At 59.9% G+C, this 13412-nt stretch carries 12 protein-coding genes and 4 pseudogenes; 11 read left to right on the forward strand and 5 right to left on the reverse strand.

The window, feature by feature from the left end; genetic code table 11:
• Positions 1-28 precede the first annotated feature (28 nt).
• Positions 29-286: a hypothetical protein gene (locus DQ397_RS12960; RefSeq protein WP_043211878.1), complete on the reverse strand. Its 258-nt coding sequence runs from the start codon at positions 284-286 to the stop codon at positions 29-31.
• A gap of 554 nt (positions 287-840) precedes the next feature.
• Between DQ397_RS12960 and DQ397_RS12965 the strand changes: the two genes are divergently transcribed.
• The 7 genes and pseudogenes from DQ397_RS12965 to DQ397_RS12990 all read left to right on the forward strand — a co-directional run bounded on the left by DQ397_RS12965 (position 841) and on the right by DQ397_RS12990 (position 6917).
• On the forward strand, positions 841-1032 hold the full coding sequence (locus DQ397_RS12965; RefSeq protein WP_148921561.1) for a hypothetical protein: 192 nt from the start codon (positions 841-843) through the stop codon (positions 1030-1032).
• Between the two features lie 164 nt (positions 1033-1196).
• Positions 1197-1967 (forward strand): EAL domain-containing protein, encoded by a 771-nt coding sequence (locus tag DQ397_RS12970; protein ID WP_043211876.1) that lies wholly within the window; start codon positions 1197-1199, stop codon positions 1965-1967.
• A 260-nt stretch (positions 1968-2227) separates the two neighbouring features.
• Positions 2228-2929, forward strand: a pseudogene (locus DQ397_RS25020) (PAS domain-containing protein); the annotation flags it as partial.
• A gap of 117 nt (positions 2930-3046) precedes the next feature.
• Positions 3047-3478: pseudogene (locus tag DQ397_RS25025) on the forward strand (methyl-accepting chemotaxis protein); the annotation flags it as partial.
• Between the two features lie 270 nt (positions 3479-3748).
• Positions 3749-3953 (forward strand): annotated as a pseudogene (locus tag DQ397_RS24750) (site-specific integrase); the annotation flags it as partial.
• Positions 3954-3973: 20 nt separating this feature from the next.
• On the forward strand, positions 3974-5560 hold the full coding sequence (locus DQ397_RS12985; RefSeq protein WP_043211874.1) for an ABC-F family ATPase: 1587 nt from the start codon (positions 3974-3976) through the stop codon (positions 5558-5560).
• Positions 5561-5738: 178 nt separating this feature from the next.
• Positions 5739-6917, forward strand: coding sequence for an MFS transporter (locus DQ397_RS12990; RefSeq protein WP_043211872.1), 1179 nt, complete (start codon positions 5739-5741; stop codon positions 6915-6917).
• Here the strand turns inward: DQ397_RS12990 and DQ397_RS12995 are convergent.
• Together DQ397_RS12995 and DQ397_RS13000 are read right to left on the reverse strand one after the other, a co-directional pair.
• Positions 6885-7925, reverse strand: a complete 1041-nt coding sequence (locus DQ397_RS12995) for a dienelactone hydrolase (RefSeq protein ID WP_043211871.1) — start codon at positions 7923-7925, stop codon at positions 6885-6887. The genes DQ397_RS12990 and DQ397_RS12995 overlap by 33 nt on opposite strands.
• 131 nt (positions 7926-8056) lie before the next feature.
• Positions 8057-8668, reverse strand: a complete 612-nt coding sequence (locus DQ397_RS13000; RefSeq protein ID WP_043211869.1) for an FMN-dependent NADH-azoreductase — start codon at positions 8666-8668, stop codon at positions 8057-8059.
• 134 nt (positions 8669-8802) lie between these two features.
• Between DQ397_RS13000 and DQ397_RS13005 the strand changes: the two genes are divergently transcribed.
• Together DQ397_RS13005 and DQ397_RS13010 are read left to right on the forward strand one after the other, a co-directional pair.
• The gene (locus DQ397_RS13005; RefSeq protein WP_043211867.1) at positions 8803-9705 is read left to right on the forward strand and encodes a LysR substrate-binding domain-containing protein; all 903 of its coding nucleotides are present in this window, start codon (positions 8803-8805) and stop codon (positions 9703-9705) included.
• Positions 9698-10060, forward strand: coding sequence for an MmcQ/YjbR family DNA-binding protein (locus DQ397_RS13010; protein ID WP_043211865.1), 363 nt, complete (start codon positions 9698-9700; stop codon positions 10058-10060). The genes DQ397_RS13005 and DQ397_RS13010 overlap by 8 nt, the downstream gene beginning before the upstream one ends.
• A 35-nt stretch (positions 10061-10095) precedes the next feature.
• Here DQ397_RS13010 and DQ397_RS13015 read toward each other — a convergent pair whose 3' ends face one another.
• Positions 10096-10548 carry a DUF1294 domain-containing protein gene (locus DQ397_RS13015; protein WP_043211864.1) on the reverse strand — a complete coding sequence of 151 codons (453 nt, stop codon included), beginning with the start codon at positions 10546-10548 and terminating at the stop codon, positions 10096-10098.
• 1 nt (position 10549) lies between these two features.
• A complete protein-coding gene (locus DQ397_RS13020; RefSeq protein WP_043211912.1) occupies positions 10550-11380 on the reverse strand; it encodes an undecaprenyl-diphosphate phosphatase in 831 nt (276 codons plus the stop codon).
• Between the two features lie 389 nt (positions 11381-11769).
• On the opposite strand from DQ397_RS13020, the pseudogene DQ397_RS25030 reads away from it, so the two are divergent.
• Both DQ397_RS25030 and DQ397_RS25035 read left to right on the forward strand, forming a co-directional pair.
• Positions 11770-12441 (forward strand): annotated as a pseudogene (locus tag DQ397_RS25030) (cache domain-containing protein); the annotation flags it as partial.
• A gap of 138 nt (positions 12442-12579) precedes the next feature.
• The gene (locus DQ397_RS25035; RefSeq protein WP_372240764.1) at positions 12580-13314 is read left to right on the forward strand and encodes a methyl-accepting chemotaxis protein; all 735 of its coding nucleotides are present in this window, start codon (positions 12580-12582) and stop codon (positions 13312-13314) included.
• Positions 13315-13412: the final 98 nt, after the last annotated feature.

A 13412-nucleotide genomic window follows, 5' to 3' on the forward strand; every position in this document is an offset into this window, starting at 1 on the left:
CACCGTATTGGGTTGCCCGGCGACCGCGTTACCCTCGGATCGCCTGCAGCCGCTCCCGGCCAGCCTCTGTAATCGCATGCTCCCCTTCATCGCTGATGCGATAACGACCGGACACCATCTTGGTAATGGAGAACCGGACCAGCCCGCTCTTGGAAAGCGCTTGCCCCGCTTCGAAGCTCATCGCCTGCTCTAGATCGAAGATCTTTATTTCTCCAATCTTGTATCGGGCAAACGCTACCAGGGCAGCATCCAATTCTGTTTGATTGATCTTTCGAGCGACTTCCATTCGACCCTCCAGGTCATGAGCGCCCCGGTCCATGGGCGTGAACGCAACGAACCGGGTGGTTTGTTGAAGGCGGACCGTACTACGGCCCGGCGGAGGTCGCCACTGGCTTTCCATCCATGCTGGATGGGCGGGCAGGTTGTCAGAGCGCCCTGCCGCATGAGCTCAGCAAAAGCGGTGCATGGTCGCGCTGAGGTGATTGAAGAATGCTGTTGCCAAGCAGCACGGTTTCGAAATCAGAGATCGCCAGGAAAGCGCAACGGTCGACGGCGTGACCGGCTCCGCCCATCAGGGCCACGTCCACTGGTCAGCCTCGGGGCAAACGTCATGCAATTAGGCGTTTACTGGTGATCAAGCCCTCTGGCTCACCAATAAAACGCCTATAGAGGGAGGCCCATCATGAGACCTCTGAACAAACTGGCGCAGCAGCGGCGCCACCAACTGCATGTCCACATGCCGCCCAGTGGATTGAAGGAGGATGCTCATGGCAATGGATCGGACGCCCCATTACCGCCCATAACGCGAGAACTCGACCAAGCTGGTGGAAGAAAACCCACGTGGCTGGCAAGACCAAGGCATTGATGCTTGAGAGAAGAATCGCCTTGTCTGATGAACGACGGCGCTTTGCTGCGAAATCGCCAGAGCTTATGCGAAGCGCCTTAGGTCACCAGGCATCAGTCGGGCCGATTTGTACAATAACTGACTTAAGTACAACAAAAAAAGCCATGACCGGCATTTTCACTGCCTGATTTGTCATATTCACCCCCATGAAATGTGAAAATATCTATACACTTGACTTACTTTTGTATAGGTATTGGCGCAATACTGCCGACACTGAGAAGCGCTTTTGAGCTCTCCAAGATGCCGGCATGGAGCCCTACCACCCCGTTCCCCTACCTGTGAGGCTCCAAAGATGTCTATACAACTCATATCTATCGAACCTCAAAGGCCCCATGGTTGCCGCAGCTGCCGGGATAAATCACCCATCGGTTTCGACTTCACGATGGCGTTCCAACCCATTGTCGATACGAGTAACAACAGCGTTTTTGCTTATGAATCATTGGTGCGGGGCGAGAATGGGGCGGGTGCAAACGCCGTCATGCAGCAGATAAATGACTCAAACAGATACAAATTTGATCAGGCGTGTCGGGTTAAAGCTGTCGAGCTCGCGGCCAAAACACGCATATCCGAACACTTGAGCATAAATTTTCTGCCCAATGCAGTTTATCAGGCAGAGGCCTGCATACGCACAACACTGATAGCCGCGGAAAAGTACAACTTTCCCATCGAAAAAATAATATTTGAAGTTACAGAGAACGAAAACATAACCGATAAAGCCCACATTAAAAAAATCATGGAATCTTACAAAAAACAAGGCTTCAAAACTGCAATTGATGATTTCGGTGCTGGATATTCAGGCTTGAACCTACTCGCCGACTTCCAACCAGACATCATCAAAATCGACATGGAATTGATTAGAAACATTCACAGAAGCCGAGCCAAGCAAGCGATAACCAGGAGCATAGTAACGCTGTGCAAGGACCTAAACATACAGGTGATAGCCGAAGGGATCGAGCACATTGAAGAACTGCAAACTCTACAGGAAGCCGGAATACACCTATTTCAAGGCTACCTGTTTGCGAAGCCGGAGCTCGAAACGCTCCCTCGTATAGCATGGCCTTAGGTCGAATATGGACGGCACTATAGGCTTCAATGCAGCACTCGAACTGACATCAGGCTAATTGAACTGCCACTCCTTATTCGTAATGAAAAGAAACGCCATAAGCGCAACTCTACGATTGAGCGCATTTGAGAACACCGCTTTACGCTCGACCACCCAACGGTCTGATTTAGCCATCCACATAACGGTGCGCCATGTTCAACAAACGTTTAAAACGCGAACTTGAAGAAACCTTGTCAACGCTCTACGCACAAGACGCGAGAATGTCAGCAGTGAACCGATCCACTGCAATCATTGAATTTACGCCAGCGGGACTCGTAACCACCGCCAATCAAAATTTTTTAGACGCGCTGGGCTATCACCTCGAAGAGATCATCGGAAAACACCACAGTATATTCTGTCTAGAACGTCACACCACAAGCTCTGAATACAGAGACTTCTGGAGAAGGCTTGCCGAAGGAGCGTCGATCCGCGACCGCGTCGTCAGAAAAAACAAGCTAGGGGAAGCGGTATGGCTGGAGGCAAGCTACAACCCAATCAGAGACAGCAACGGACGCATTATAAGCATTTTAAAATGCGCCACCCTCGTCACAGATCAGGTGAAAAACGAACAGGAACAGCGAAGCACAATCGAAGCCATAAGCCGATCGATGGCAATGGTTTCGTTCACCCCGGAAGGATATGTATTGGACGCCAATGAGAACTTTCTACGCACACTAGGCTATAGCCTGCATGAGGTTCTAGGCCAGCATCATCGACTGTTTTGCCCTCAGCAAGAGGTCGCGTCGCCCGAGTACAAAGAGTTCTGGAGAAACCTGAACAAAGGCGAGTTTTTCTCGGGTCGCTTCCAACGCGTCAACCGATCCGGCAATACGGTATGGCTGAGCGCCACTTACAACCCTGTATTTGATGCCAGCAACAAACTTTACAAGATCGTGAAATTTGCTCGCGACATTACCGCACAGGTTGAACAACAAACCATCGAATCCGACGCAGCCAAACTTGCCTACGAAATATCTTTAAAAACCGACCACAGTGCGCAGCATGGTGCATTGGTCATCAATGAAACCGTTGCCGTGGTACGCGGTATCGCTGATGAGATCACGAAAGCAGCAGACAATATAGCAGCGGTGAGCAAGCAGTCCGACATGATTACTGGCATTATCCAGACCATACGTGAAATCGCTGATCAAACAAATCTTCTGGCATTAAATGCAGCCATCGAAGCAGCGAGAGCCGGAGAGCAAGGTAGAGGGTTTGCTGTCGTAGCGGACGAGGTTCGTCATCTAGCAGTGCGCACCGCCCAGGCCACCGTAGAAATCAGGGACGTAGTAAAGCGCAATCATGAGTTATCGCAAGAAGCCGTGAAAGGTATGCAAACCAGTCAGCACAAGGTTGATGTCGGCGTAGGATTGGTCGGTGAAGCGGGAGAAATAATTGAGAGAATCCAAAGCGGTGCACGTCAAGTCGTGGAGACAGTTAAGCAGTTCAGCGAAACCATGAATAAAACCTGAAAATGTATTGCGATCTATGGCGCGGACCTCGGCGTCTAATATCTGCATCAACTAAAGCAATTGCCAATGATCGTCACTCACCCGCCCGCCAAGCGTGTCATGAAGTGCTTGCTGAGCGGAGTATTGTGCGCCTGACTGGCGTGGATTCATGGGCTGTTCATCCGCGGCTTGGCCACATCGCGCGATCACGGGGAGAGCAGCGGCGGCGAGGACCGCGAGGAGGCGGATGTTTGGTAGACAGGCTGTCGTTCAGACGCAGTAAAGGGGACGGCCCCGTATAACTGCCGTCACACCTATGCGACAATAGGCGCAATGTCTGGTCTGAACCCCACATTCATCGCCCAACAGCTCGGGCAAAGCGTGCAGATGCGCTCATCGACATGCACGCTGGATTAATTCGGCCAACGCCTGGCAGGAGCTCGAAAAGCTCTCGATTGGTCCGAAACGCGTCCGCAGCTGCGAAGAAGCCACGTAAGTTATTGATAGGTAAGCTCCTTGATCTCCACCGCTAATATCACCATGCAATTCGGCGCCAAGCCGCTCTTCGAAAACGTCTCGGTCAAATTCAACAACGGCAACCGCTACGGCCTGATCGGCGCCAACGGCTGCGGCAAATCGACCTTCATGAAGATCCTTGGCGGTGACCTGGAGCCGTCCGCTGGCCAGGTGATGCTCGAGCAGAACACCCGCCTGGGTAAACTGCGCCAGGACCAGTTCGCCTACGAGGCCTTCAGCGTGATCGACACCGTGATCATGGGCCACGAGCAGCTCTGGAAGGTCAAGGCCGAGCGTGACCGCATCTATTCCCTGCCAGAAATGACCGAAGAAGACGGCATGGCCGTCGCTGAACTGGAAACCGAATTCGCCGAGATGGACGGCTACACCGCCGAGTCGCGCGCCGGCGAACTGCTGCTGGGCCTGGGCATTCCGTTGGAGCAGCACTTCGGGCCGATGAGTGAAGTGGCACCCGGCTGGAAGCTGCGCGTGCTGTTGGCCCAGGCGCTGTTCTCGGATCCGGACGTGCTGTTGCTGGACGAACCGACCAACCACCTAGACATCAACACCATCCGCTGGCTGGAAAACATTCTGACCGCGCGTAACAGCACCATGGTCATCATTTCCCACGACCGCCACTTCCTCAACAGCGTCTGCACCCACATGGCTGACCTGGACTACGGTGAGCTGCGCCTGTTCCCAGGCAACTACGACGAGTACATGACCGCCGCCACCCAGGCGCGCGAGCAGTTGCTGGCCGACAACGCCAAGAAGAAAGCGCAGATCGCCGAACTGCAGACCTTCGTCAGCCGCTTCTCGGCCAACGCCTCCAAGGCCAAGCAAGCGACCTCCCGTGCCAAGCAGATCGACAAGATCCAGCTGGCCGAGGTCAAGCCGTCGAGCCGGGTCAGCCCGTTCATCCGCTTCGAACAGACCAAGAAGCTGCACCGCCAGGCGGTGACCGTGGAGAAGGTATCCAAGGGCTTCGAGGGCAAGACCCTGTTCAAGGACTTCAGTTTCGTGGTCGAGGCTGGCGAGCGCGTAGCGATCATCGGCCCCAACGGTATCGGCAAGACCACCCTGCTGCGTACCTTGGTCGGCGAGATGGCACCGGATACCGGCTCCGTGAAATGGACCGACAGCGCCGAGGTGGGCTATTACGCCCAGGACCACGCCCACGACTTCGAGGACGACCTGAGCCTGTTCGACTGGATGGGCCAGTGGACTCAAGGCGAGCAGCTGATCCGCGGTACCCTGGGCCGCATGCTGTTCTCCAACGACGAGATCCTCAAGTCGGTGAAGGTGATCTCCGGTGGTGAGCAAGGCCGCATGCTGTTCGGCAAGTTGATCCTGCAAAAGCCCAACGTGCTGGTGATGGACGAACCGACCAACCACTTGGACATGGAGTCGATCGAGGCGCTGAACCTGGCGCTGGAGAACTACCCGGGAACGCTGGTGTTCGTCAGCCATGACCGCGAGTTCGTGTCGTCGCTGGCCACGCGCATCATCGAGCTGACGCCGGATGGCGTGGTGGACTTCAGCGGCACTTACGACGACTACCTGCGTAGCCAGGGTGTTGTGGTCTGACAGCCTCCGCCTGAGCGCTCGATCCGATTCGCGGCTAAAGCCGCTCCTTCAGGTACCGCGCCGTTCTAAAGGACGGCACGGTACCTGCGGCTAACGAACAACTCGTTAGCCTGCTTTCTTTTATCCCGCGCAGACGCCATGATGGGCGACGCCCCACCGCCTGCCCGCGAACGTGCTTATGACCGCGCAACAACCTGCCTCCAGCGTCACCCTGCAGATCCTCTCGATCGTCTTCTATACCTTCATCGCCTTTCTGTGCATCGGTCTGCCGATCGCGGTGCTGCCCAGCTATGTCCATGATCAGTTAGGCTTTGGCGCAGTGATCGCCGGCCTGACCATTGGCCTTCAGTACCTGTCCACGCTCCTGAGTCGGCCATTCGCCGGACGGGTGGCCGATGGCCTGGGTGGCAAGCGAGCGATTCGCTATGGGCTTTACGGCATCGCCGGCTGCGGCGTGCTGACCTTGTTTTCGGCCTGGACCCTTGCCCTGCCTTGGCTGAGCCTGCTCCTGCTACTCGCCGGCCGAGTGCTGCTGGGCATCGCCCAAGGGTTAATCGGGGTGGCCACCTTGAGCTGGGGTATCGGTCAAGTCGGTAGCGAGCACACCGCAAAGGTGATTTCCTGGAACGGCATCGCCTCCTACGGCGCCATCGCCATTGGCGCGCCGGCTGGCGTGCTGCTGGTGGACGGGATCGATTTCAGCGTACTAGGCCCTGCATTGCTGGTGCTGGCACTGCTTGCCTTAATGGCGTTGCGCACACGCCCGGATGCCGTGGTGGTGCGGGGTGAACGTCTGCCGTTCTGGTCCGCCTTCGGGCGGGTAGCGCCTTTTGGCCTGGGGCTGACCCTGGCCTCGATCGGCTACGGCACCCTCACCACCTTCATCACCCTCTTTTACCTGGAGCGCGGCTGGATCGGCGCGGCCTGGTGCCTGAGCGCCTTCGGTCTGTGCTTCATCGTGTCCCGGCTGTTGTTCGTCAATGCGGTCAACCGCTTTGGCGGCTACAACGTGGCGATCGCATGCATGGCCACCGAAGTGCTGGGGCTGACCCTGCTCTGGCTGGCGCCCTCGCCTGCCTGGGCCCTGGTCGGCGCGGGCCTGACGGGGTTCGGGTTGTCTCTGGTGTACCCGGCGCTCGGGGTTGAGGCGATCCAGCAGGTACCGAGCAGCAGTCGTGGCGCGGGCCTGGGTGCCTATGCGGTGTTCTTCGACTTGGCCTTGGCCATCGCTGGGCCAGTGATGGGTACGGTGGCTGCGCACCAGGGCTATGCGTCGATCTTCTGCGTGGCCGCCTTGCTGGCACTGTCAGGGGTGGGTCTTGTGCTACTGCTCGCCCGCCGCGCCCATCGCGGCTGAGCGCTCGGCCGGCTGCGGCGCCCCTAGGGCTTGGCTGAAAAACAGCGCGGCCTCACGCTGCAACGAATGGTGAATATGGCGACGGTCGACGCCATCAGCGTCCTTGCACAGCGCAGGCATTCGGGCATGTTGCTCCTCGTCGCAGGGCGCCATGAACACGAAATGGCCGGCACCGGCCAGCAGGCGATAGTCAGGCGTTACCGGCAGTTTGCGCGCCAAGGCTTCGGCGTTGCGGTCCAAGGCCAGCAACTGGTCGCGGTCGCCGCTGTAGATCAATGCGGGGACCCTCACTCCGGCCAAGGCATGACGGCCGAACATCAGGCTCAGGGGCGCCATCAACATCACGGCCCCCACACGGGCGTCGGCCTGTGGCGTGAGCTCGGCGCGGTCGGCGATCAGCACCCCATGGGTCTTGCAGGCATCGGCATCGCTGGGGCGCTCCAGGCAATACCGGTGCAGACGGTCCAGGTCCGGTTGTGCTCCAGAAAGGATCAACGCGGTTTCCCCTCCTGCCGAGTAACCGACCACCCCAACCTTGCCCTCGTTCAGGTAAGGGCCAAGCAGGGCGTCGCCACGGGCTGCGCTGATCGCCGCGCTCAGTTGCAAGGGGCGTCCGTAGAGGTTGCTCAGGGTACCCAGGCGGCTGTGGTCACGGTTGTTGTCGCCGGGATGGATCACGGCCACGACGATAAAACCCCGGCGCGCCAGGGCGGTGGCCAGGTCGTGCAGTGCCAGGGGGCTGCCGGTATTGCCGTGGGACAACACCAGCAAAGGGAACTGCCCCATGGCGACTGGAGCCTCCTCTGCCACGGTCAGTGGGTAGCCTTCCAGGCGCAAGGCGCGTGTCGGGCCATTGGCCGGGTAGAACGCCAGCGCCTGCATGGGTCGAGCATCCAGCGGATCGGCCAGTTGCATCCGGTGCAGGCCACTGACCCAAGGTGCTGCCTCGGCGCGGGCCATCAAGCTGCCGAGCAACACCAAGGCCAACAGGGCATAGGTTCGCTTCATGGGCGGGGAGCTCCGCACAAGGCCGAAGGACAGCGCCAGCATAAAGCCAGCCAAACGGCAGGCAGATGAAACCTGAATGAAAAAAAACCGGCTGGCGCCCAGGGCGTCAGCCGGTTTTTTTCAGGCACCGATCAGGCAGCTGCGAACAGCTCGTTGGCGATCTGGGCCTGAGCGGCGTCGATGGCCTTGCTGCGGTGTTCCGGGCCGTAGGCCAGGCCGTGGGCGCGGACGATCTCGAGGTCGGTGATCCCGATGAAGCCAAGGAACACCTTGAGGAAGTCCTCATGCCCGACGCCAGTCGGCTGGCCGTGGTGCAGACCACCGGCGGTGGACACCAGAATCACTTTCTTGTCGCCGCACAGACCTTCAGGGCCGGCTTCGGTGTAGCGGAAAGTCTTGCCGGCGACGGCGACGCGGTCGATCCAGGCCTTGAGCTGAGTCGGCACGGAGAAGTTGTACATCGGCGCGCCGATCACCACTGCATCGGCAGCCAGGAACTCTTCCAGGGTCTCGGCGCTGAGCTTGGCTTCGTGGGCTTGAGCGGCGTCGCGCATTTCATCCGGGGTGCCGGCAGCAACCAGGGTCGCGGCGGAGAAGTGGCTGATCGCATCGGCGGCCAGGTCGCGGTACACCACCTCGATGCTCGGATCTGCAGCTTTCCAGGCTTGGACGACTTCACGGCTCAGTTGGCGGGAGGCGGAATTGTCGCCCAGGATGCTCGAATCGATATGCAACAGTTTCATGGGACTCTCCTGTGAGTGAAGACCGCATCAAGGGGCGATCGCGATGGAGAGAATCCTATAGAACCATCGAATGACTGATAAGCGGGCAAAAATGCGTTAGTTTGTCCTACAGATGGAACAATGAGACGTTAACCATGCAAGACCTCAATGACCTCTTCTATTTCGCCCGCGTGGTCGAAGCAGGCGGTTTCGCCGCGGCGGGCCGCCAGTTGGGCATTCCCAAGTCGCGTCTGTCGCGGCGCATCGCCGAGCTGGAAGAACGCTTGGGCACGCGCCTTCTGCAGCGCACCACCCGACAACTGAAGCTCACCGCCGTGGGCGAGCGCTACCTGCAGCATTGCCAGGCCATGCTGCTGGAGGCCGAGGCCGCGGACGAAGCGGTGGCGAGCATGAGCAGCGAACCGCGCGGGCGTCTGCGGGTGTCGTGCCCGGTGGCGCTGGCCCATGCGTTCCTGCCGGATGTGGTCAGCCGGTTTCTTGAGCAGTATCCGTTGGTGCAATTGGATTTGGTCCTGCTCAATCGGCGGGTCGATCTGATTTCCGAAGGGGTCGACGTGGCCCTGCGCGTGCGTGACCTAGGTGATGAGGACCCGGCCTTGGTCACTCGCCGCCTGCGCCCGGCGCAAACTCACCTGGTGGCCGCGCCGGGCTTTGCCGACCACTTGCGCGAGCCGTCGGAACTGGCCGGTTTGCCTGTGCTTGGTGCGGCGGAGGCAGATCGGTTGGTGCATCTGCGCCTGATCGGCCCTGGCGGACAGCAACAGGAGCTCGCCCTGGAACCGCGCCTGGCGGTGGACGATTTCTTGGTGCGCAAGGCGGCCGTGCGTGCAGGCCTGGGGTTTACCGCCCTGCCGAGCATGTTCTGCGAAGAGGAACTCGAACGCGGCGAACTGGTACGCCTGTTGCCGGATTGGTCGCTGCCTGGCGGTTGGCTGCAGGCGGTCTACCCTCATCGCCGGGGCCTGCTCCCGGCGGTGCGAGTATGGATCGATCATCTGGCGGCTTCGTTCGAAGCCTGTGGAGAGCGGTATGTCTGAGCGGCGGATGACGCCAGAACAGGTGGCAGCGTTCTGCCTGAACCTGCCCGGTGCCCGGGAGGACTATAAATGGGGCGGCGTACGGGTGTTTTCGGTCGCGGGCAACAAGATGTTCGCGGTACTCGACCTCGCGGGCGCGGGGTTGTCTTTCAAAGTGGCCGATGAGCTGTTCCTGGGCTATTGCGACCGCCCCGGCATCCGTCCGGCGCCTTATCTTGCAAGGGCGCGCTGGATCAGCATGGCCCCACCCTACCCCATGGGGCGCGAGGAATTGTGCGACCTGCTGCAACGCTCACACCAGTTGGTAGTGAAGCGGCTGCCCAAACGGCTGCAGGTTGGGCTGTTGCAAGGATGAAAAGACACGTCGGGGCAGTCATTGCCGCCTCGACATCAATGACCGGTCAGGACGCCGAGCGGACCACCCAGCCAGCGGCCGCCCAGCAGCAAATGGTCGGCCCAGAACGCCTGGTGCAACATCACGATGACCCAGAACGTCGCCTGGTAGGACACCTTGCGCGTCTTGTGTCGAAACAACTGCTGCGCCACCAGCGCGCCGGGCCAACCACCGCACAGCTCGCCGGCGTGCAGGACCTTCTCGGGCGTCCGCCAGGCCTGGGTGCGGGCTCGCTGTTTGTCCTGCCAGTAGAGCAACAGGCTGACCAGACTCGCCAGCGGATACACCACCAATGGCGCCCAGGACTGACCGCTGAAGGCCATTTGCGCGGCACCCACTGCCGGCAGCAGGCACAGCCCGGCCAGGGCCAGCAACTTCAGGTGCACGTTGCGTACGCCCTCCTGGGCGCGGCTGCCGCCACGCCGAGGTACAGTGTGCGAACGGGCCATCTCAGCCGTGCGCCGTGGCCCAGTTGACCCAGCCAAATTGCCAGGTCGCCAGGATCAGCAAGCCGAAAACGATGCGATACCAGGCAAATGCCGCATAGCTGTGGTTAGCGATGAACTTCAGCAGACCCCTTACGGCGATCATGGCGAAGATGAACGAGACCACGAAACCGATGGCGAACACCGGCAGATCGCCAGGCTGGAACAGGTCACGGTACTTGTAGCCCGAATAGACTGCGGCGCCGACCATGGTCGGCATGGCCAGGAAAAACGAGAACTCGGTCGCGGCTTTGCGCGACAGGCCGAACAGCAGGCCGCCGATGATGGTCGAGCCTGAGCGCGACGTCCCCGGAATCATCGCCAGGCACTGGACAAGGCCGATTTTCAACGCGTGACTCCAGCGCATGTCATCGACATGGTCGACCTCGATGCGGTGGTCGCGTCGCTCCGCCCAGAGCATGATCACCCCGCCAACCACCAGGGCTGCAGCCACGGTGACCGGGTTGAACAGGTATTCATGGATCAGATCGGCGAACAGCACGCCCAGCACCACCGCCGGGAAGAAGGCGATCAGCAGATTGGCAGTGAAACGACGCGCCTGGGGTTGGCTCTGCAAGCCGAGGACCACATCGAAGATCTTGCGCCGAAACTCCCAGACCACGGCCAGGATCGCGCCAAGCTGGATGATGATGTTGAACGCCATGGCGCGCTCGCCGCCGAAGTCGATCAGATCGGCGACGATAATCTGGTGCCCCGTGCTGGAGATCGGCAGGAATTCTGTCAAACCCTCGACCACGCCTAAGATGATTGCCTGCAAGGCACTCCAAAAATCCATCATTCCCCCGATGGAGCGCAGCTCCTGGCTGGCCCCTTGTACTTGATTTGCTTAGTGATTGCCGCGAAAGGCCCGGCCGTTTTACAGCGACTGCCGGCCGCATTGCCAGTGGAAATACGCCGATGCCTAAAGGTTTCATCTTGCGCGGCCGAAATCCTATCAGAGGTGCTTGTCAATCGCTCGCACGGCATGCGACACGAAATGCCTCTTCCGGCACTTAGCCCTTGGTCGAGTGTGTCGCGATGCGTAAAGCATGCTTGGATGCGCCTGATAACAAGAACAATGCGGGAGTACCTTTCATGAAGACCTTGAGGTCGATGTCGATCAGCCGTCGCCTGTCGCTGATCCTGCTGGTGGCGGTGGCCATGCTGGTGATCCTGGGCCTGTTGATGCTGCGCCAGCTCCACGGCGACCTGTATCAGGCCAAGGCCCAGAAAACCCAGCACGTGGTACAGACCGCTGCCGGAGTGCTGGCCTACTACCAAGGCCTGGAGGCCGCCGGCACACTCAGCCGTGAGGCAGCCCAACAACAGGCGTTGCAGGTGGTACGTGGCCTGCGCTACGACAAAGATGACTATTTCTGGATCAACGACCTGGGGCCGAAGATGATCATGCATCCGACCAACCCCAAGCTCGACGGCCAGGACCTGTCCGCCATCCGCGACCCTGACGGCTTTGCCGTTTTCAACGAAATGGTCGCCCTCGCCCGCAGCCAGGACGCAGGCTCGGTCAACTACCGCTGGCCCAAACCCGGCGCCAGCGAACCGGTGGCCAAGACCTCCTACATCCAGCTGTTCAAACCCTGGGGCTGGATTATCGGCTCGGGTGTCTATATCGACGACGTTCAGGCCGAATTCGCCCGCCAAGTGCGCGATGCCTCCCTGCTCGGCCTGGGTATCGCCGTGCTGATGGCCCTGCTGGTGCTGTTGATCGCCCGCAGCATCGCTCGCCCGTTGCAGGATGCCGTGCAGGCCATGGGCAACATCGCCAGCGGCGAAAGCGACTTGACCCGGCGCCTGGATACCCATGGTAGAGACGAGCTCACGCATTTGGGCGAGCACTTCAACCGCTTTAACGGCAAGCTGCAGGGTGTGGTCGGCCAACTGCAAGGCGCGGCCCATGCCCTGGCCCAGTCCGCCAGCCACGTCGGCGACAACGCGGGCCAAGCCCAGGCGCGCAGCGTTCAGCAATCGCTGCAGATGGACCAGGTGGCCACTGCCGTCAACGAAGTCACCTATGCGGTTCAAGACGTCGCCAAGACCGCCGAACAGGCAGCCAACGAGATGCACGCGGCCCAAGTGCAGGTCGATCATGGCCAGCAGGCCATCCACGGTAGCCTGGAGCAGATCGACCGGCTGTCGAGCACCATCGACCAGGCGGTGCAGGTGATCCGCGAACTGGCCGGGCACAGCACTCGGATCGGTGGCGTGCTGGAAGTGATCCGCTCTATCGCCGAACAGACCAACCTGCTGGCCCTCAATGCCGCGATCGAGGCGGCCCGGGCGGGTGAACAGGGCCGAGGTTTTGCCGTGGTCGCCGATGAAGTGCGGTTGCTGGCTCAGCGCACCGCCCAGTCGACCGCCGAGATCCAGACCATGATCGAGCACCTGCAAAGCCAGTCGGAAGCAGCCGTCAAGGCCATCGACACCAGCAGCGAAGCCTCGCGCCAGACCGTCCATCAAGCCCGCGAGGCCGGCACCAGCCTGGATGCTATCAGCCAGGCATTGAACAACCTCACCGCGCTCAACGCGTCGATCGCCAGTGCCACCTTGCAGCAAGCCCATGTGGTCGAAGAGATCAATCGCAATGTCCTCGACACCGCCGGACTGTCTCAGCAGACCGCCGAGGCGGCCCGCCAGTCCAGCGATGCGGGTGCCTCCCTGGCGCGCCTGAGCGAAGACTTGGAACAGTTGCTGCGCCAGTTCAAGGTCTGACAGCTTATCGATTTGTTCACGGGTGAACCCGCTCCTACCTTAGGAACGGGGTTGCCCGCGAACAGGCCGCCATCAGCCACTACAGCTTCCCCGCCCCA

It is taken from the genome of Pseudomonas sp. CK-NBRI-02, from assembly GCF_008124495.1.
Classification (GTDB): domain Bacteria; phylum Pseudomonadota; class Gammaproteobacteria; order Pseudomonadales; family Pseudomonadaceae; genus Aquipseudomonas; species Aquipseudomonas guariconensis.